At 39.7% G+C, this 21,450-nt stretch carries 16 protein-coding genes; 10 read left to right on the top strand and 6 right to left on the bottom strand.

The annotated features are described in order from the left end of the window. Positions 1-1,873: glycoside hydrolase domain-containing protein (locus tag AC1DPQ_RS00005; protein WP_477607412.1), on the top strand; the 1,873-nt coding region annotated here is incomplete at its 5' end. Positions 1,874-1,944: 71 nt separating this feature from the next. Next, positions 1,945-2,136, top strand: a complete 192-nt coding sequence (locus AC1DPQ_RS00010) for a hypothetical protein (protein ID WP_477585001.1) — start codon at positions 1,945-1,947, stop codon at positions 2,134-2,136. 140 nt (positions 2,137-2,276) lie between these two features. Here AC1DPQ_RS00010 and AC1DPQ_RS00015 read toward each other — a convergent pair whose 3' ends face one another. Then, entirely contained in the window at positions 2,277-2,936 is a 660-nt protein-coding gene (locus tag AC1DPQ_RS00015; RefSeq protein WP_477585000.1) for a transposase, read from the bottom strand. Between the two features lie 111 nt (positions 2,937-3,047). Between AC1DPQ_RS00015 and AC1DPQ_RS00020 the strand changes: the two genes are divergently transcribed. Next, entirely contained in the window at positions 3,048-3,506 is a 459-nt protein-coding gene (locus AC1DPQ_RS00020) for an NUDIX hydrolase (RefSeq protein ID WP_477584999.1), read from the top strand. Here the strand turns inward: AC1DPQ_RS00020 and AC1DPQ_RS00025 are convergent. After that, positions 3,495-4,598 (bottom strand): DNA alkylation repair protein, encoded by a 1,104-nt coding sequence (locus AC1DPQ_RS00025; protein WP_477607414.1) that lies wholly within the window; start codon positions 4,596-4,598, stop codon positions 3,495-3,497. The two genes, AC1DPQ_RS00020 and AC1DPQ_RS00025, sit on opposite strands and share 12 nt — an antisense overlap. A 173-nt stretch (positions 4,599-4,771) precedes the next feature. Here AC1DPQ_RS00025 and AC1DPQ_RS00030 point away from each other — a divergent pair, with 173 nt between their 5' ends. The 6 genes from AC1DPQ_RS00030 (at position 4,772) to AC1DPQ_RS00055 (ending at position 15,219) form a co-directional block, all read left to right on the top strand. Then, positions 4,772-5,644 (top strand): NAD(P)-dependent oxidoreductase, encoded by an 873-nt coding sequence (locus tag AC1DPQ_RS00030; RefSeq protein ID WP_477607416.1) that lies wholly within the window; start codon positions 4,772-4,774, stop codon positions 5,642-5,644. A gap of 209 nt (positions 5,645-5,853) precedes the next feature. Then, positions 5,854-8,097 (top strand): hypothetical protein, encoded by a 2,244-nt coding sequence (locus AC1DPQ_RS00035; protein WP_477607418.1) that lies wholly within the window; start codon positions 5,854-5,856, stop codon positions 8,095-8,097. A gap of 509 nt (positions 8,098-8,606) precedes the next feature. Then, a complete protein-coding gene (locus AC1DPQ_RS00040) occupies positions 8,607-8,996 on the top strand; it encodes a BlaI/MecI/CopY family transcriptional regulator (RefSeq protein ID WP_029275844.1) in 390 nt (129 codons plus the stop codon). A gap of 29 nt (positions 8,997-9,025) precedes the next feature. After that, a complete protein-coding gene (locus AC1DPQ_RS00045; RefSeq protein WP_477607420.1) occupies positions 9,026-10,963 on the top strand; it encodes a M56 family metallopeptidase in 1,938 nt (645 codons plus the stop codon). A gap of 29 nt (positions 10,964-10,992) precedes the next feature. Further along, positions 10,993-13,440 (top strand): outer membrane beta-barrel protein, encoded by a 2,448-nt coding sequence (locus AC1DPQ_RS00050; protein ID WP_477583110.1) that lies wholly within the window; start codon positions 10,993-10,995, stop codon positions 13,438-13,440. A 390-nt stretch (positions 13,441-13,830) separates the two neighbouring features. Then, complete coding sequence (locus tag AC1DPQ_RS00055) at positions 13,831-15,219, top strand: sulfatase (protein WP_477607421.1); 1,389 nt, start codon at positions 13,831-13,833, stop codon at positions 15,217-15,219. Positions 15,220-15,224: 5 nt separating this feature from the next. Here the strand turns inward: AC1DPQ_RS00055 and AC1DPQ_RS00060 are convergent, their stop codons facing one another. From AC1DPQ_RS00060 to AC1DPQ_RS00075, 4 genes are all read right to left on the bottom strand, one after another. Next, the gene (locus tag AC1DPQ_RS00060; RefSeq protein WP_477607422.1) at positions 15,225-16,517 is read right to left on the bottom strand and encodes a gluconate:H+ symporter; all 1,293 of its coding nucleotides are present in this window, start codon (positions 16,515-16,517) and stop codon (positions 15,225-15,227) included. Between the two features lie 117 nt (positions 16,518-16,634). Then, a complete protein-coding gene (locus AC1DPQ_RS00065) occupies positions 16,635-16,910 on the bottom strand; it encodes a hypothetical protein (RefSeq protein WP_477581597.1) in 276 nt (91 codons plus the stop codon). Positions 16,911-17,324: 414 nt separating this feature from the next. Beyond that, positions 17,325-19,859 carry an ABC transporter permease gene (locus tag AC1DPQ_RS00070; RefSeq protein WP_477581598.1) on the bottom strand — a complete coding sequence of 845 codons (2,535 nt, stop codon included), beginning with the start codon at positions 19,857-19,859 and terminating at the stop codon, positions 17,325-17,327. Continuing rightward, positions 19,852-20,541 (bottom strand): ABC transporter ATP-binding protein, encoded by a 690-nt coding sequence (locus tag AC1DPQ_RS00075; protein WP_477581599.1) that lies wholly within the window; start codon positions 20,539-20,541, stop codon positions 19,852-19,854. Before AC1DPQ_RS00075 ends, AC1DPQ_RS00070 begins: the two co-directional genes overlap by 8 nt. Before the next feature lie 104 nt (positions 20,542-20,645). On the opposite strand from AC1DPQ_RS00075, the gene AC1DPQ_RS00080 reads away from it, so the two are divergent. Further along, complete coding sequence (locus tag AC1DPQ_RS00080) at positions 20,646-21,329, top strand: arylesterase (RefSeq protein ID WP_477581601.1); 684 nt, start codon at positions 20,646-20,648, stop codon at positions 21,327-21,329. The last annotated feature ends 121 nt before the right edge of the window (positions 21,330-21,450 follow it).

Here is a 21,450-nt window from a genome sequence, read left to right on the forward strand (position 1 = left end):
AACACATACCGGTTACGAATACCTGGCCAAGAAATTCGAAGGCTTTACCCACAACCGTTTCGAAGGAGTTGGCTGTCAGGGCTCGGGTGGTAATATTTTCATCAAACCATTTTTAGGCAGTGATCCGGCGAAGTCAGAACTGATTAAGGTTTCTGAAAAAGCAAGTCCAGGTTACTATGAAGTAGGTTTTGAAAATAAAATTAAAGCCAGTTTTACCGTATTGGGCAAAGCCGGGAAGCATGTCTACCAATTTCCGAAAGGGGCCAAAGGTTTTTACCTCGATTTGGGTTATGCTTTTAACGGTGCTTTTGTAGCCGAATCGCACGAGATAAACGGTAATAGCGTAAGTGGATGGATTACCTCAAAAACAACCTGTGGTGCAGGTAAATACAAATTGTTCTATTATATGGAAATCGGCGATAATGTATCATGGAAAGTAATAGACGATCATAAAATGATTGCCACGCTTAAAGGAGAATTAACCTCAGTGGGAATCGATATTGCACTTTCTTCGGTAAGTGTTGAAGCTGCAAAAGCTTCTGTCAATAAAAATCCTTTCAATACCGTAAAAGAACAAAGCAAAGCCGATTGGAATACCGATCTTTCCAAAATTGCCGTAAATGGCGATCTAGAAAGTGCAAAACTATTTTATTCGCTTTTATATCGCACCATGCAATCGCCTTATGTAATTTCAGAAACTGATGGAACATATCGCAATACAAAAGGCGAAATTCAGAAAGATAAAGAAATCCGCTACAACGGCTGGGCCATTTGGGACAATTACCGTACGCAGTTGCCTTTGCTTTCGCTAATTGAACAAGATAGGTATGCTGGAATGGTCAGTTCTATTGCTGATCTGTATAACTCGGGCAAAAAAGATTATGCCGGGCAAAATGAGCCATCAAATACCGTGCGTTCTGAACATGCCATTGTGGTTTTGCTTGATGCCTACCGCAAGGGTTATCCGGTAGATTTTAACAAGATTGCCGATTCGTTAGTGAAAGAGGTAAATGGCCTGGATTACAAATCTCCAGATAAAGCACTGGAATCGAGTTACGATAACTGGGCATTGGCAGAAATCTTTAAGATTTTAAAGAATAAAGAAAAATCTGATTTTTATCTCAATAAAGCGCTTGAATACAAGAAATATTGGAACAAGGATTTTAAAGATATGAGCAAAAATGATGTCGACCGTATGCAGGCCCGTGGTTTATACCAGGGTACCATCTGGCAATATCGATGGTTTGTGCCTTATGATTTTAAAGGGTTGATTGAACTGGACGGGGGAGAGGAATCTTATCTGGCAAAACTCGACGAATTTTTTGCGCGTGATTTATACAACCATGCCAATGAACCAGATTTGCAGGTACCATTGATGTATAATGTTACCAAGTCTGGTTATAAATCGCAATATTGGATGCATCAATTGGCAGCTGATACCGTAATCCAAAATTATTTTAACGATAACAGCCGCGGAATCGGTAGTTATATCGGTAAAATTTATAGAAACCAGCCACATGCCTATCTGCGTACTATGGACGATGATGCCGGTGCAATGAGTGCCTGGTATGTGTTTGCGGCAAGTGGTTTTTCTCCGGCATGTGTAGGGTGGCCAATTTATTATTTAAATGTGCCTTTATTTCCATCGCTAAGCTATAACCTGCCAAAAGGAAAAACATTTACCATCGAAACTGAAAATTTTAGCTTGAAAAACAAATATATCAAGGCCGTTTTTCTTAACGGAAAGCCTTTCAAAAAGAACTTTATCACGCAAGAAGATATCAATGCAGGAGGGGTGCTGAAAATCATTGCTTCGGCCGTGCCGGTTAAAATTTCGGATACCGAAAACTGGATTTCGGGTCTTGGAAAATAATCTTAAAAAATTACAAAAAGCCGCAAACTTATTCCAGATAATCCTGTTGTTCTAGTATAAATTTCAAGATCATGGCACCTTTAAAATTAAGCGAAGAACAACATGCTACATTAAGCAATAGAAACACATTAGAACACATTAACGAACAACCTTTAGAACTTCATCCAGAAGCCTATAAAGTAAAAGGCCCATCTCCCGAAAAGATGAAGACGGTATCATCTTCATTAAGGAATTACGCCCATGGTTTGTACGGGTTGTTGTAAAACGCCTCCAATAAAATCTCATCATACCAGATTATATAAAGCAGCCAGGACTTAAAAAACCTGGCTGCTTTTTTAATGAATTTGAAAGAAGTCAAGTTTTTAAAACTTGACTTCTTTGGACATATTGAATTCTATAGGAACTATTCGATTTGATGATTACAGATGTAGAAGTGCTCGCTTTGAATTTGATGCTGTTTCACAAAACTATTTTTACCACCAAAAAAATCTAATACCTCTTTTCTTTTCAAAATTGTCTTCTTCTCCGACAGAATCGTTTGATAAGACGACCATTTGTAATTTTTAAATTCAGTACAGATACCATGCTTTAATACATTTGCATGGATATAAATAATCAATTGATGTAAATGTACTTCATCGATAATTCTCACCCTTCGAAAAGGGTTGACAAATAAAGATCCAGACCTATCATTTTTCTTATTAAATGCCATTGCATAAGCAATGAAAAAGTCTTTCATCTGAAATTCTACAGCTTCGCTGTAGCAAATTTCATTGGCCAAGTATTTTTTCTGATGTGTTTTTAAGGAATCTTTACTCAAAGATTTTAAATGCGATTTAAGTTCATCTGAACTTGTGTTTTTTATCAAGAAATGGGTGTGATTATCCAATAAGATGTAAGCATAGGTATTTACATAACCTGCAGAATACTGTGCATATTTTAGAAGAAAATATATCCTGTTACCATCGTCTTTAAATAATTTTGAGCCACTAACGGATTTGCAGATAATATGCATGAATTCATTTTCAATAAAATCTTCAATGTGTTTTTCATTAATTGGCATAAATGAATTTATTGAAATTTCTTTAGAGAGGCAAATTTTTAATAATTAGATTTAAAAGAAGTCAAGTTTTTAAAACTTGACTTCTTTAGATACAATCCCTACCTTGCCCTTATGAAACAGAGTGCTGGAATATTGCTCTTCAGAAGAAAAGATCAGCAGGTAGAATTTTTTCTGGTTCATCCGGGTGGGCCATTCTTTGCAAAAAAAGATATTGGCTTTTGGACAGTGCCCAAAGGGGAACTAAATGAAGGTGAAGAAGCTTTAACAGCTGCAGTCCGCGAATTTAAAGAGGAAACAGGTCAAAGCTTAACCGGCGACTTTATTGAATTAACTCCCATTGTGCAAAAGGGGGGTAAAAAAGTATTGTGTTGGGCTGTGGAAGGAGATCTTGATCCTTCTACAATTGTTAGTAATACTTTCGAAATAGAATGGCCGCCGCGATCGGGTAAAAAGCAAAGTTTTGCTGAAATAGACAAAGCCGAATGGTTTGCCTACAATAATGCCATTAAACACATTAACGAAAAGCAGGTCGCTTTGCTCGATGAATTAAAATCCAAACTAAGCCGTTAATTCAAAGTGTGAAATTTCCTTCTCAGCACCGTTAATGATCATCGAAACCTGGTGATCGCCCAGATGAAATTTACGCGTGGTAATCAGCACGAATTTTTGCTTGCGTGTAATGTTTACTGCTGCACCCGCAGGATAAATCCGCTCCGAAACTTTATACACTTTTTTAGTGTTCTGGCCGTTTTGCTTTTTATAGTAAATGGCGTATTCCAACCTCACTTTTTGTTCAGTCGGATTTTCGTTCAGAATAGAAAATGAAAACTCCAGACTTTCGCCAATTTTGACCTGAGGCGTTAAGATTTTGAAATCTTTTAATAAAATCCCTGTATCATCTAAGCCATAATGTTTAAGGATATCCACATGGCCTTGTTTAAGTAATGTACGGCTGCCATGTTTAATAATGGCATCGGTTTCGGCACCCAAACCCGACCAGTTTTTAGCCACATTTAAAACAACCTGAGGATGATCTTTTGCAATATCATTTAAGCTATTGGCAACGCTCCGCCTTACATATTCTGATGGATCTTTTTTAAGGTTTTCCAGTATGGGTAAAATGGATGTCGGGTCTTTTTTCAGAAAGGGGATACCCATGGCCCAGGGTAGGCGCGGACGGCTTCCTTCACTGGCGAGCCTTCTTACTTTATGGCTTTCGTGCAGCGACCATTTTTGCATCTTTAAAATCATCTCATTTCCGTATTTTAAAATGAAAGGACGAACAGCAAATTCGCAGCTTACAAACTGCGTAACAAATTCGAGTGCCTCAACTGAACCTTCGAAATCATCTATACCATAGGTTTCGATATAATCAGGTAAAAACATATAAGCCAGGCTATCTTCTCCAATACCCTGCAGCCTTAATTGTGCGATAGTTTTTTTAATCAACGCTATCGTTTGAGGATAATCTTCGGGTAAAAAATCATGTAATACCTTCGAGGTATGTTTCATCCGCTCTTTTAGTTCTTTTGATTCGAAGTCAGCAGTGAAAACCTTTTTAATAAATTTTCCTTCGTCGAAACCTGGAACAGTAGCCGTTAATGCATGGGCTAATCTATCGTAAAAGGCTGGAGAATATAAATCTTTAAGCGGGCTGGCCATATGGTATGGTAATTACAAAGTGGGAGATTATTTTAATGCAGCGCTAATTTACTAAAAATATTAGTATGTTAAAGCGGCTTATACAAATAATTACTTCATCGTATCATTTTTACGTAACGTTTAAGAATTTCAGCTTTTTCTTTGGCACATTTGTTTATTATAAAAATAACGAAATGAATACTACAAAAATAGGCTGGATCGGGTTAGGTAATATGGGTATCCCGATGGCAGAGCAATTGATAAAAGCAGATTACACAGTTACTGTCTATAACAGGAACAAGGATAAAGAAGCTGCACTGAAAGAACTGGGCGCATCAATAGCCGAAACACCTAAAGCGCYGATTGTAACTACTGATGTGGTAATTGTTATGGTTTCTGATGATGCCGCTATAGAACAGATTTTTAAGGGAGAAGAAGGTCTTTTTAGTGGAGAAACTTCGGATAAGATCATCATCAATATGAGCACGGTTTCTCCTTCTATTTCAAAAGAAATGGCTAAGCAGTGTAAAGCAAAAGGAAACTTTTATTTAGATGCGCCAGTTTCAGGCAGTGTGAAGCAGGCAGAAACCGGTCAGTTGGTTATCATGGTTGGCGGTGAAGAAGCTGCTTTTAATCAGGTAAAACCGATTCTGGAAAAAATGGGCAAACTTGCCAAACTTGTTGGCGAAAATGGTGCGGGCAACAGTGCAAAGCTGGCCATCAATTCGCTTTTGGCCCTATATGCACAGGGCCTGGCTGAAACCGTTTTGTTTGCGAATGAACAAGGGATTAAAACAGAAGACTTATTAGAATTGATCAATAATGCAGCCATTGGCAATATTTTTACCAAAATTAAAGGTGATGCCATTGTTGCTGATCATTACCAAGCTGCTTTTGCACTTAAACATATTGTAAAAGATCTGAACCTGGCCAAAGCCGAAGGGATTTCATCACCATTGGCTAAAACAGCACTAAATACTTTCGGAGATGCGGCTGCAAAATATGGAGAAGAAGATATTATTGCCGTGATTAAGCAGGTAAAGGATAATTTAAGCAAGATAAATTAATCTTTAAGTGCGCCAAATGTACTTCACAATATAAATGGCGGTACAATTAATGTAATCACAACATAGCGTTTATCCTTTTCCAAAGCAAGGTCAACAATTTTTTAACTAATTATCGATTTTTATTAATTTGCTCAATAGGCACATTATCCCGTGCCTGCTGAAAATCAGCTGGTATTGAAATCTTGTATTACTTAAATACGATTAAGACTATGATTATAATTGCTAAAATCAAATCCTTTTTTAAACGCACCGTCGAATTTCTTTCCCCGGCAGAAAAAATACCAGGCAGGGCAGGTAAGCTTATTGTTGCCTTTGTGGTACTGTTTCTATCTGTAATGCATGTGCTTTACTTTTATCAGCATATACCAATCTTATATCTTGTAGGCTATCTGTTGTTTTATGTGGGTTGTGGTATTGTCATTTCAGTTTTGATAATGCGTTTATTAAAATTATTGCCGCGCATTCCCGCCGCTTATCAGGTTGCCATTATTTTTTGTTACCTGGCTGTTTTTTATTTTTTTTATCTTCCTGCCACTTATGGCTGGGTGCTGATTGCAGGAATAATTGTATTGCCAGTATTGATATTGACTGGTTTTTATCAATGGAAAAAAGGCAGCCTGTTTCCATTGAAAAATTTGAAAAATATTTTTTGGTTTCTGGTAGTGGTACTTTCTTCTGTTGCTTTCATTTTAGGTCTGTGTATTTTCTTGGGGCAAGGAACTAAGCCGATAGCTGTTGTAAATTATAAACTGAATGGTAAGCTTCCTGAGGCAATTGATCTGCCAGATCCATCGCGTAAAGGGCCATACAAATCTTATGTGCTCAGTTATGGCAGTGGAAAGGATAAGTGGCGGAAAGAATTTGGTGATGGTGTGAAGATAAAAACAACAAGCGTTAATGGTTCTCGTTTGCTCTCCTCCTGGATCGGGCTTTCGGGAAAGCTGAGAACCATATATTTTGGGTTTGATCAGAAGTCGCTTCCGCTGAATGGACTGGTTTGGTATCCACGTGATAAAAAAGAAAAGTTGCCGTTAGTGGTAATCGTTCATGGCAATCATCTTGCCCAGCATGCTTCCGATCCAGGCTATACTTTTTTGGGCGAGTTATTGGCCAGTCGCGGATATATGGTGGTATCGGTAGATGAGAATTTTCTTAACCTTTCGTTAACTGATCTGGATGTATTTGGCGGTGGATTAAAGAATGAGAATGCAGCGAGGGCATGGTTACTGTTAAAACACCTTGAACTTTTGCGCAATTGGAACAATACACCCGGAAATAGCTTTTATAAAAGAATTGATATGGATAAGATTGCCATTATTGGTCATTCGAGGGGAGGAGAGGCCGTAACCCATGCGGCGGTGTTTAATCGGCTTAGCCATTATCCCGATGATGCAAGGGAGGTGTTTAAATTTAATTTCAATATTGGAGCCGTTATTGCCATAGCACCTGTTGATGGCCAGTACAAACCTGGCGGAACCTTAACAGTTGCAAAGGATATCAATTATTTTGTGATCCAGGGGGCTCTTGATATGGATATGCAGACCTATGGTGGACTTGCTACCATGAAAAGGATCCAGTTTTCTCCCAACTTTAATGGTTTTAAAGCCGGTCTTTATTTAAGTGCAGCCAATCACGGGCAATTTAATTCAGTTTGGGGTCGAAAAGATGGGGCAGGGCCAGGCATCAATAGGTTTAATCTAAAACAGTTGATGGATGAGCAGGAACAGCAAAAAATATTGAGTGTGTACATTAATGGTTTTCTGGAAACAACACTAAACAATCAGGCGGGTTATAAACCGCTTTTTATGGATGCAAGATCTGGTAGAAATTGGTTGCCTAAAAAGCTATACATGAACCAGTTCGAGCCTGCACAAAAAACCTTATTGGCCGATTTTGAAGAGGATGTAAATGTTGGTACAACATCTATTCCAGGAGGCAAAATTACCTCAAGCGGCCTTCGAGAGTGGAAGGAACAGCAGAATAAGTTTTTATGGAGCATGCAAATTTCCAAGGCCGTTTACCTTGGTTGGGATTCGTTAAAACCCAAACATCAGGCTAGTTTCTTTTCGGTGGCTTTATCTTCCCCGCTCTCTCTGTCGGGTAAGATGTTAAGTTTTTCATTGGCTGCAGGGAAGGAAAATGCTTCAGGAAATAATAAGCCAATCGATTTCACTATTGAGGTGGAAGACGTTAAAAAACACCGTTTTTCTTTTCCTTTGAGCAGCTGTAGTCTTCTTCAGCCTCAAATGGCAAAAAACCTGAGTAAGTTTGACTTATTTAACGATTATCCAAACTCAGAAGCGGTACCAGATTTTTTCTATTTCGATATAGAGAAAATTTTAGGCGGCAATAGCCTATTTAAGGTTAATGATCTTAAAAAAATTAGATTTATCTTTAATAAAACACCTTCCGGAGATATTATTGTGGATGATATCGCACTGATCAATAAATAACGGGATTGATTTTATCCTATCGGTTGGTGTCTCACCGACCGAAATAGATCGTTTGATGTGTACAGGTAAAAAACTATTTACCCGCTATTAGAATTAGGAAATGGATGGCTTGTGGTTCTTGGAGACCGCCAGTCCCGCTTTCACTTATAGTCCTCGCTGCGCTCCAGGCTATTCCGCTCCATCCGATAGCTATCGGATCGGGTTTAGAAACCAGGGCTTGTGCACCCTGCAACCCAACAAATGAAATAATGCTGTGGCCACCTAGCCCCGGTTGCAGCGCTACCCTGCAGCAACGAGGTACGAGGCAGCGAAGCGTAAAAGCGTAAAACGGGAAGAAGCTCATTATTTTACACAGAACTTGCGCTCCATATAATAAACCTGTTTTTCCTTAAAAAGGAAACCTTGCATACTTTCTTATTAAATTGCTTAAAATGAGCTGATTGAACATTTTTTATAAAAATAAGTAACATAATATTTGAATCGTACGAAAAACATCGTACCTTTAGGGTATGAAAAGTAATCAAACTGAAAATAATCTGCCTGAACCCACTAAAGCTGAATTAGAAATTCTTCAGGTATTATGGGAATTCGGGCCATCTACAGTTCGGTTTGTAAACGATAAATTGAACGAGCAGCGAGAGGTGAATTATACCTCAACTTTAAAGCAGATGCAGATCTTAACCGAAAAGGGAATATTAAAACGTGATGAAAGCCAAATGAAACACATTTATATTCCTGTTGAGGCTGAGGAGAAAACCAAGGTTCAGTTGTTAGACCGTTTTGTAAATACCTTATATAAAGGATCCGCTTCGCAGTTAATGATGCAGCTTCTGGGTAACGAAAAAACCTCTAAACAGGAAATAGAAGAGATAAAGCGGCTATTGGATAGCATGGAATAATTAATAATAACAGATTCTAAAGAACCACAATGATGGAATTTAAGTTAATTAACCTTTTACCCGAAAACTGGCTTCATGCCCTTGGTGCTACTTTATTCCACTCACTATGGCTTGGGGTAATATTGGCCTTGCTTGCTGGTTTGGTGATGTTTACTACCCGAAAAGCTAGCGCGGCAATGCGTTATAACCTCCTCACCATATGTTTGGCCTTGTTTGTTGTGGCTATATTCTTCACCTTTTACAAAGAACTGCAAAAGCCTATAGGTTCTATAGCCAGCCAGGTGGCGATTAATCTCCCAAGTGGGGCTACCGATCAACCTGTAATTGCAAACGTTCAGCATGATATGTATTCGGGACTGAACAAAATTCTTTCTCTATGGAACGCCTATGCATATCAGATTGTACTGATCTGGTTTTTAATTATATGCGGAAAAAGTGTTCAGTTAGTGGTAGGTTTAAATGGTGTATATCATTTGCGTAAACATAAAACCTATGCTGCAGGTAAACAGTGGGATGAAAAGTTAGCTATGTTGGCCGAAAAATTAGGTTTAAGTCAACCGGTTAAAATCATGCAATCAGGTATTGCGCAGGCGCCAATGGTTGTGGGGCATTTTAAACCCTTAATTCTGATCCCATTAGGTTTGCTTACCGGCCTGTCAAATGCAGAAGTTGAGGCTATTCTTTCTCACGAACTGGCCCACATTAAACGTAAAGATTACCTGGTAAACCTATTGCAAAGTTTTATCGAAATTGTTTTCTTCTTTAACCCAGCGGTACTTTGGGTATCACAATTAATAAAAACAGAACGCGAACATTGCTGTGATGATTTGGCCATTGCCTGTGTAAGCGATCGCAAAAACTACGTTCAGGCCCTCATATTCTGCCAGGAGTTTAAGCAGCGTGCACCTGCTTATGCCATGGCGATAACGGGTAAGAAAGGTAGCCTGCTGCATAGAGCAAGCAGGATGTTATTCAACACCAATTCAACTTTAAACAAAATGGAAAAGACAATATTAACCATCGCCCTGGTATCGGTTGTGATTTGCAGTGCTGCGTTCAAGAGCGTGGGCAATRCAAAAACAGTTACCAGAAAAAAAATATCCACTTCAATACAGGTTTTACAGGATACAGCGAAAAAATCTAAACCTGTTGAAGGGAAATCTGCCGATCAATTAGAAAAGGAAATCAATTCGAAAATGGATCGTCAATTGAAACAGTTAAACGAAAAACGCAAAAACAGCGAAACGGATGAAGATGTAAAGGCAAGAATTGCCGATCAGCAAGCCAGAAAAGACGATGCTGGAAAGGCAATAGCGGATGAGCGAATGCGGAATGAAGATGCTAAAGCAAGAATAGCCGATGAAAAACTCCGTATCGCAGACGAGAAACTTGCAAAAGAAGATGCTAAATTAGCCAAGGAAGACGCCAAATGGGCAAAAGAAGATGCCAATTGGACAAAAGAGGTTGATAAATGGGCAAAGGAAGACGCTAAATGGACCCAGGATGATAAAGAGAGTAGAGGAAACCGTGCACCAAGATCGCCACGTCCACCACGCCCACCTAGAGCACCAAGGGCACCCCGCGCTGCGTATGCTGTACCGCCGGCACCACCGTTGCCTTCGGTTCCGTCAGCTCCAACCAATCCACCAGTTCCACCTACGCCTCCAACGCCCCCTGTATATAACCCAAAAACAAGTACGAGAACAGGCGTACAGCGAACGGTTACTTCGAAAACTGTAGCCAACGGAGATGGTCACGATTATACCAACGAAATCAATCAGCAATTGATGAAAGACGGCATTATTACCAGTACCAATAAATTGTCGTACAAACTCAATAAAGACGATTTAATTGTAAATGGCGTAAAACAAAATGCTGATGTGCAGAAAAAATACAAGCAAAGATTTTTGAAAAATGAAAATCATTCGCTGATGTATAATTTCCTGATCGAAAACAATAAAAACTAAGTTCTAAAAGCGCTAACCCAATTCACATCATGAAATTTAAGCTCATGGCTTTTTTAGCCGTATGGATGAATATTGCCCTTACCTTTGCTCAAGCCCAAACTCTTCAATCCAGAATTTACGGTCGTGTATTGGATGCCGATGGGAAAAATATAGAATTTGCCACAGCTGCACTGCTTAAAGATTCGGTGTTGGTTAAAACAACCTTCACTGAAAAGGATGGACTGTTTAGCTTTGATAAACTTAGCTATGGAAAATACCTCATCAAGGTATCGGTTGTAGGTTCACCTATTTATCAAACCGATACCTTGATTTTAACTGCCAATCGCGCTGTGATCAATTTGGCCGACATCAAGATCAGAGCTGGAGCAACCAATTTAAAAGAGGTGAATATTTCGGTTCAGAAAGCTTTTGTAGAGCGGAAAATAGATCGTACTGTTGTCAATGTTGATGCTTTGATCTCCAATGCAGGCACAACCGCACTGGATGTGCTAAGCAAATCGCCAGGGGTAAATGTAGATCAGAATGGGGTAATCTCGCTCAAAGGCAAGAGTGGGGTGGCTATTTTTATTGATGATAAACCAACCTATTTATCGGGTGCCGATCTGGATAATTACCTGCGTTCGCTGCCTTCCTCTTCGCTTGATCAGATTGAGCTGATGACCAATCCACCTGCCAAGTACGATGCTGCTGGCAATGGAGGTGTAATTAATATCAAAACCAAGAAAACCAAAATCGCTGGGTTTAATGGAGGGATTAACCTGAGCTTAAATCAAGGCGAATTAAGTCGCTCGAACAACAGTTTCAACTTTAATTACCGTAAGGATAAGATCAACGTTTTTGGTAACCTGAGTTATAATTTAAATAACAGTTTTACCGATCTTGATCTGAACAGGAAATATAAAAATGATGATGGTAGTGCCAAATCCTACTTCAATCAAAATTCTTATTTCCGCAGGCATGGCAATACCTTTAATTTGAAAACAGGACTTGATTATTATGCATCAGACCGCACAACCTGGGGCGTGGTACTTACCGGAATGAACCGGATTTCGAAACAGGTAAACAACAATACGAGTAATTTATCCAATGCTTCTATGCAATTGGATTCGGTCATCAGGGCTGAAAATATCGATCAGATCAAATACCAGAATGCGGGTGTAAATTTAAATTACAGGCACAAATTTAAGCAGGCAGGACGAGAATTGACTTTTGATGCTGATTATCTGCTTTACCGGAATCAAACCGATCAAACTTACTACAACTTCAGTTATCTGCCCAGTGGAGCCTTAAAATACCAGGATATTTTAACAGGTAACCTGCCTTCAAATATTGATATCTATACCGCTAAAGCTGATTATTCACATCCACTGGAAAATAAATGGAAGCTTGATGCGGGTGTTAAAACCGCTTATACCAAAACCGATAATATTGCGGATTACTTTAATACGGCAAACGGGAAAACCAATGCCGATTATGAAAAGAGCAATCACTTTTTATATGAAGAAAACATCAATGCGGTTTACCTGAACATGAGCCGGGAAGGAAAGCGGTTTTCGCTTCAGGCTGGCTTGAGGTATGAAAACACGGTTTCTAACGGACATCAATTGGGCAATCTGATCAAACCCGATTCGAGTTTTAAAAGAACCTATAACAGTTTATTTCCAACGCTTTATTTCTCCTATAAACTCGATACTGCAGGAAACAATCAACTGGGACTGAATTATGGAAGAAGGATCGATCGTCCCTATTATCAGGACCTTAATCCATTCTTTTCTCCTCTGGATAAGTTTACCTATTATGTTGGTAATCCTTTTTTAAAGCCTTCTTTTACGCAAAGTATCGAACTGTCGCATACATATAAAAGTAAGATTACCACAACTTTTGGTTACAGCTGGGTGCGGGACGAGGTTAACGAAACCATAGAAATTTTAAATGGCACCTATTACAGCAGACCAGCAAATGTGGGCAAAACAAGAGTGGCCAATGTTTCGGTAAATGCAGAGATCGACCTCACCAAATGGGTTAAGCTGAATGCTTATGTTGAGTATGCAAAAATAGTTTCAAAAACAGATTTCTACACAGGTTTTTTGGTTACCAATGGAAGTTATTTAAGAGCAAATCCGAATTTGCTGTTCAAAATCAGTCCGACCTGGAATGCAGAGGTAAATATGCGTTACCAAAGTAAACTATCTAATGTACAGTTTTTATTGGGTGAAGTACATGAGTTCGGTGCAGCGGTGCAGAAAAAACTTTCAGCAAAAAGTACGTTGAAATTAACCGCTAACGACATTTTCAGAACCCGTATTTATAATGGTATAATCAATAATCTGGCAAACACAGAAGCAAACTGGGTTAACCGTCAGGATTCGAGGTCGGTTCTGGTGAGTTATAGTTACCGTTTTGGTAAAGCTTTTTCTTCGCCAGCTAAACACGAGTCTTCTGGTGCCGATGCAGAAAAGAACAGGGTGAAGAATTAATGGAACAATTCGTCATCCCGACTGGTGCACAGCGAAATGGAGGGATCTATAGAATTGATCATTTTTTGAAAAGCAGTGCCTGTAGTGCTTCGGTTCCACTAGTGCCGCCCTTTGCTTAATTCCTTTGAATCCCGATGTAAAACCGGGAGGGATAACGCTATTGGTCGGGTTTAATTTACCCTGGATAAAAGCAGGAATTAAGGTTTCGAAATGAGATCCCGTTGCTATTACTTAGAAGCTGTAGCAGTTGCTTTATAAAATAATAGGTTTAACTATCTACAATTTGTTTATTTAAATGCTTTTATAGCTGGTTCTCATTATTTGAGTATTTCTTTGATAATACCCTACTAAAAATATAGATTTGATTTTTAATGTTCAAAATCATAATTAATGAAAAAAGGTCTTTTACTCCTGGCATTATCAATTTTCTCCTTTTATTCAATTGCCCAGCAAAAACCCAATATACTGATTATCAATATTGATGACATGGGCTGGAAAGATACCGGATTTATGGGGTCTAAATTTTATCAAACGCCGGTAATAGATGCATTAGTAAAAGAAGGATTAATATTTACCAATGGTTATGCTTCGGCATCTAACTGTGCACCAAGCCGGGCAAGCATGTTAACTGGTTTATGGCAAAGCCGACATGGTATTTATACAGTTGGCACATCAGAACGCGGTCAAAGTAAAGACAGGAAGTTAATTCCCGTTAAAAACAAAGAGACCCTTGATCCCAGGTTTAAAATTCTTCCCCAAGTATTAAAAGAAAACGGCTATAGCACTTGCATTGCGGGTAAATGGCACATGAGCGATAATCCATTACCTTATGGCTTCGATTACAATATTGGTGGCTCACATGTGGGTGCGCCAGCAAGTTATTATCCACCTTACAAAAATATAGAACTTGATGGCCCAAATGATAAATACCTAACCGATTTAATTGTAGATAAGACTGTTGATTACCTTAAAAAATTAGATCGGACCAAACCTTTCTTTTTGTACTATGCCACGTATGCTGTACATAGCCCGATCCAGAAGGTTGACAGTTTGTTGTACAAATTTGCCAATAAGAGCGATGATGAACAGACCAATAAAGCCTATGCTACAATGGTGAATAACGAAGATCGAAATATCGGAATCTTATTAAAAGCGTTAAAAGATCAAGGCGTTCTTGATAATACCTTTATCATTTTTACTTCGGATAATGGCGGGTTTAATCAAGTTACCTTTCAGCATCCTTTAAGAGCTGGCAAAGGTAGTTATTTTGAAGGTGGTACCCGTGTGCCCTTGGCTTTTATCTGGAAAGGAAAGATAAAACCCGCATCAAAATCTGATTTGCCGGTAAGCAATTTAGACTTTTATCCGACGCTGATGGAACTGGCAGGGATAAAGAAATACCCACCACTCGATGGCAATAGCATTTATAACTATCTGCTCACTCAAAAAGATAATAAGAACCTCGCAGAACGGCCATTATATTGGTATTTTCCGATTTATTTAGAAGGCGGAAATAAAGAGACCAACGATCCGATTTTTAGGACAAGGCCCGGACAAACTATCCGTAAAGGCGATTGGAAACTGCACTATTATTTCGAAGATGGTTCAACTCAGCTCTATAACTTAAAAGATGATATAGGTGAGAAAAATAATCTGGCAGATAAAAACCCTAAAAAAGCAGAAGAACTTCTTGGCTTGTTACAAAAGTGGAACATAGATGTTAAAGCACCAAAAGTAGCTGAATTAAACAAGGATTATATTGCTCCGGTTAAGCAGTAGCCATTTTAATTGACAAATTGATTAAGCAGGAGCACCCCAATAAGACCTAAAACAGAAACCAGGCTTTCCATCATGGTCCAGGTGCTGAAAGTTTCTTTCAGGCTTAGGTTAAAGTATTCTTTAAACATCCAGAAACCAGTATCATTTACGTGTGAGAACATCAGACTCCCCGCACCAACCGATAAAACCATTAACTCTGGAGGTGTTCCGGGGCCAATTAAAGGGAGTACCATACCCGATGCGGTTAGTGCGGCCACTGTTGCCGAACCCAGGGTTACCCTAAGTGATGCGGTAATTAACCATGCGAGTAATAATGGCGATAAATTCAGCCCACCGGTAAGTTGTTTTACTGTTTCACCCATACCACTATCAATCAAAATCTGTTTAAAGGCACCGCCTGCTGCAATAATTAAGATAATCATGGCAATACTTTTAACACCTTCAGCGCACGATTCCATTGCTTTTGTAATGGAAGTTTTTTGAATCGCTAAAGCAATAATAACCGAAATTAATAAGGCAGCGGTAGGATCGGCTAAAAATATAAACAGCGGTTTACTGATATAATCGAATTTAAAACTACTCCCTATCGTTCCCGCAATAATTAAAAATACTGGCAATAATGCGGTAATGAAACTCCTTGAAGCGGAAGGAAGGTTTTCTTCTTCATTGATACTGAAACGCTGAACAGTTACCGATTGATCGCGTTTGAGAATCAATCGCGGAAAATAAATTCCGGCAATAACTGCAATTGGTACGCTTAAAGTTAAACCGTAAATCAATGTTTTACCAATATCGGCATGGAAAATACCAGCTAAAGCTATCGGGCCAGGGTGGGGCGGTAAAAAACCATGTGTTACCGAAAGGGCTGTGGCCATTGGTATGCCGATGTATAATTTTGATAGTCCTGTTGTGGCAGAAATGGCAAAAACCAAAGGGATTAACACCACAAAACCTGCATTATAAAACAAAGGAATCCCCACCAATAAACCGGTTAACAGCACAGCCCATTGAATGTTCTTTTTGCCAAAGGCCCCGATCAATATGAAAACGATCTTTTTTGCCGATCCGCTGTCTTCAATCAATTTACCCATCATCGCTCCAAGCGCCAAAACCATTACCATGCTGCCCAGCGTGCTGCCTATACCATTGCTGATAGAGCTCATTACCTTTGTGGCAGGCATTCCCAATAAAAGACCAGTAATAATTGCCACAGCAATTAGGGCAATCATTGGGTTGATCTTTTTCAAGATCAGCACGAAAAGCAACAGGATGCCGAAGAGTAGGATAAGTAATGACATTTGGTTAGGGCTTAGGTAATGTGATTAAATGTAGCTTTTAACACGGATGCACACAGATAAACACTGATTTTAATATTATCTGTGTCTATCCTTTTATTTCATTTTTTTTAACGCTTTTTACTTTTTAACAGTAATGGTTCTGCCGGTAACGAGATGAAACTCGTAAACGCGGTACAGGCCATCATCGCTAATCTCTATGTTTTCTACGAGGCCGGTTTTGCTAAAAGTATCGGTTACCATATCGCCGATTTTTACATCTTGGAGAATATCGTTGGGCGTATCATTGTTTAATCTGATCATAATCGTAAAAGTATCAATTATTAGTAAAACTTGTAGGATTGTTTTAATCCGTTGTTGAGCTTGAACAGCAATGGAATAAAGTAAACCTAACATTTGGTGTCACGTTTAAAGATTAGCCTGTTTTGTGGCTACAATCATCAAAGAGAAGGCTGGTAATGATGCAAAGTAGTGGTTCGATTCCAAAGAACGGTCGTCATTCCCGCGCAGGCGGGAACCACGAAGTGCTCAGCGAAGCTAATCTTAAAGCTTATGGCATTACGATTATCTTTGTTTGTGGGGACACGAACCACGGATCAAAGGGATATGTAAGCCTTATACGGTTTATTATGGACGTTTATTAAAAAAGGTCTTCGACTACGCTCAGACTGACACGGAGCGGCGATCATCAAAGAGAAGCTGGTAATGATGCAACGTGATGGTTCGTGAGGACACGAACCATTGAATCAGAATCAATATCCTGCTCTGTTTTCTCTGTTTGCTCGGTGGTTAATACCTCTCGCTCACCGCTTAACTCTCCGTCCTTAAAATCTTTAACGGCGGTTGGTTTAGGATGCTTCTTGTACTTAAAATACCAGTAATTACCACGAGCGATACAATTGAGCCAAACAACAATAAGGTTGGTACCAATGGAGGCACAAAGGCTGCATCGAAAGTGAATTTAGCTAATGCCCAGCTTCCACTGATGGCTAAAATTAATCCGGCGCCTGCGGCAAAAGCACCTAAAAAGAAATATTCAATCGCATTTATTGCTAAAATCTGCTTTCTACTGGCACCCATTGTCCGCAACAAAATACTTTCTTTTATCCGCTGGTTTTTACTGGTTAATACCGAAGAGATTAAAACAATCCAACCGGTAACCATGCTAAAGCCAGCCATAAACTGAATTACAAAACCGATTTTGCTTAACAGCTCATCTAAGAGTTTTAATACCAGATCTAAATCGATGACTGAAACGTTTGGAAATTTTTGCACCACTTCTCCCTGAAAACGGGCTGAAACTTCGCCCGATGGTACCCTGGTCATCAACACATGAAATTGTGGTGCTTCTTCTAATACCCCTGCTGGAAAAACAACCCTAAAATTGGTCTGCATCCTGCTCCAGTTCACTTCCCTCAAACTTCCAACAACTGTTGGTATCATCATACCCTGCACATTAAAAAGAATTTTATCATTCAGCTCAACATGAATCTGCTGGGCATAACGCTGATCCAGTGAAATATAAACCGTTTCATTAGATTTTATTTTTCCAGTCCATTTGCCTGATGTAATTTTCTCTGCTGCGGTTAAAGTATCCTGGTAGGTAGCCCTGATTTCGTTGCGATAAGCCCTTCTGTTATTGGTATCTGCACTGGCTTTCTTTCCGTTAATTTCTTCAATGCGCATGGTAATTACAGGCACCTGGTTCATTAGCGGCAATTTGAAAGCTTTGGTTAAACTGTCCAATCCTTCTTTTTGCGTATTCTGGATGTCGAACATCACCATGTTAGGTTGGTTAGCACCTGATGAAAGTGTAACGCGACTCATTAAGATCCCCTGAACAAAAAATAGGGTGCAGATAAATGCGGTTGATAAACCTATAGAAACGGTAAGCATCAAGGTTTGGTTATTCGGCCGGTAAAGGTTGGCAAAGCCCTGTCGCCATAAATAACTGGATGAATTGGGTAAGAGTTTTCTCACCAGAAACATCAATATTTTAGACAGGATAATCAACAGCACAAAAGCGATGGCAATACTTGCGGTAAAAGCCAGCGTTTGTATCCATGTTTTCATCTGCAAGTGCGTAAAGGCCGTAATAAAGACCGCCATAAACAGGTATACCAACCAGGTTAGCGGATCTCTTTTTCCAGTTGCTTTTTCGAAAGAAATCCGGATGGCATTTAATGGCGAAATCCTTCTTACGGATAGGAGTGAGGGAAGTGCAAAGAGGATCGAGATGATCAGCCCCAATAAAATACCCTGACCAACTGCCAGCCAGGAAACCTGCATGGTAATCTCGATCGGTAGAAAATCTTTTAATACCAGTGGAAGCAAAAACTGTATCCCTGTGCCTAAAGCTGCCCCTAAAACAGAGGCAATTAAGCCAATGAAAAAGACCTGGATAAGGTAGATTAAAAATGCATGACGTGATTTTAATCCTAAGCACCTCAGTGTGGCAATTGCACTTAGTTTTTCCTGAATGTACACATGGATAGCGCTACCTACACCAACACAACCCAGCAGCAAAGCGATAAAACCAGATAAAGCCAGAAAACGGTTTACATCTTTAAACGATCTTCCGGTCTGTTCTTTCCTCGATTCAACCGTATCGGCATCGAAACCTTCTTTTTCTAATTTGCTGTCCTGCTTTTTAACCCATTCATCTATTTTGGATGGATCGTTATACCTGAAATAAAATTTATTGTTGATCCGGCTTCCGGTTTTAATCAGATTGGTTTTATCGAGGATTTGTAATGGAATATAAACGGTAGGCGCAATACTTGCACCAATACCGGTTTGGCCCGGAGCTTTGGTTAAAGTGCCCAGTATATTGAAATTGAGATCGCCTATTTTTACCGAATCGCCAACTTTTGCATTAAACTGCAGCATTAGCGTTTGATCTACCAATGCATTTCTTCCCGATTGAAAATGTTTTGCAGCGGCTAGGGGAATGGTTTCTATTGTGCCATAATAAGGGTAATTCCCCTCCAGGGCTTTCATCTGTACCAAGCGGCTGCCTCCGCCTTTCTGGAAATAGATCATCGAAGCAAATGTTTTCTCCTGCGATCGTTCATCACCAAGTGTATCGAGCATTTTTTGCATCGCTTTGCTTACGCCCTTCCGGCTATCTAAAACCAGATCGGCTCCTGTAAGTTCTTTTGCCTGTGCATCAATATCCTTTTGCAGGTTATCTTTAAACGAATAAACCGCAACGAGGGCTGCAATGCCCAAAACAATAGAGGAGATAAAGAGTAATAAACGTGCACGGTTTTTCCTGCTATCGCGCCAGGCCATTTTAAATAGCCACGAAAACTTAATAGATTGTTTTGGGAGGCTATTAGGCATAAGTAGGGTTTTCGTCTGAAATGATTACGCCGCCTTTAATTTTAATGCTCCTTGCCGTTCTGGCAGCCAGTTCAAGATCGTGTGTTACGATAATTAATGTGGTTCCCGCATCTTTATTTAAATCAAAAAGCAATTTGATCACTTTTTCACTGGTTTCCGCATCAAGGTTTCCGGTAGGTTCATCTGCAAAAAGAATAGCCGGTTGATTCGAAAATGCCCTTGCCAGCGAAACACGCTGTTGCTCACCACCTGATAGCTGTACGGGATAGTGATGCGAACGGTCGGCAAGGCCAACTTTATCCAGCAGTTCCAATGCATGTGAGCGGATGTTTTTTGCCCCCCTTAATTCTAAAGGTACCATTACATTTTCGAGTGCCGTTAAAGTGGGCAACAGTTGAAAGTTCTGAAAAATGAAACCTACATATTGATTTCTGATTGCCGCCCTTTCATCCTCATTCAGTTTCTCTAAGGCAATACCATTCAGTTCAACCGTTCCGCTGCTGGCCCTATCTAATCCGGCACATAAACCAAGTAAGGTTGTTTTTCCGCTTCCCGAAGGACCCGTTATGGCCACAGTTGAGCCAGCTGCTATCGAAAAATTAATGTTATCCAAAACGGTCAGTTTCCGTCCGGCACTTTGGTAAATTTTGCTTACATTTCGGATGTTCAATATGCTTTCCAATAGCTGAATTTTTAGGGTTTGCGTATAGATTGTGGCCAAACATAACGAGGCACTGCCTGTTAAGGTAATGGTTTAAACAATAATTAGATATAGATTAATTAGATATGTTACGAAAACGATTAATGGGGCTATTTGTTTTGAGCCTTGTACTGCTGAGCTGCGGAAACCGCGAAAATAAAAGCAATGCCGATAAAACTTTAGATTCGACTGACCAAAAAACGGCTTCCGTGGCTACTGAGCAGAAGAATATCCTCTTTTTTGGGACCAGCTTGACTGCAGGTTATGGACTCGATCCAACGGAAGCTTACCCGGCGTTGATCCAAAATCGGATCGATTCTTTACAAATGCCTTACAAAGTAATTAATGGTGGTTTAAGTGGCGAAACTTCTGCTGGCGGAAAAGGGCGGATAGATTGGTTACTTAAGCAGCGAGTGGATATTTTCGTGCTCGAACTTGGCGCAAATGATGGATTGCGCGGGTTGCCTGTATCACAAACGGTTAAAAACCTTCAAGCGATTATTGATCGTGTAAAAGCTAAATACCCTGATGCTAAAATGGTGTTGGCCGGTATGCAGGTTCCGCCTAATATGGGTGCCAAATATGCTGCCGACTTTAAAAACATGTTTCCTGATCTGGCAAAGAAAAACCAAATGGCACTGATCCCCTTTTTATTGGATAAGGTGGGTGGTGTTCCGACATTAAACCAGGCCGATGGTATACACCCAACTGCTGAAGGAGATAAGATTCTTGCCGAAAACGTATGGGTAGTGTTGAAGGATTTGTTGTAGTTAAACAGTTTTAACCGCAGTTAATCTTCAGAATTAATTCCATTTTTTAACCGCAGAGGCCACAAAGAGAAAGGCGCAGAGGGTACAGAGTTGTTATGAGGTCGAAGTCGATCGTCATTCC

The organism is Pedobacter sp. 01T416_2, assembly GCF_056398925.1.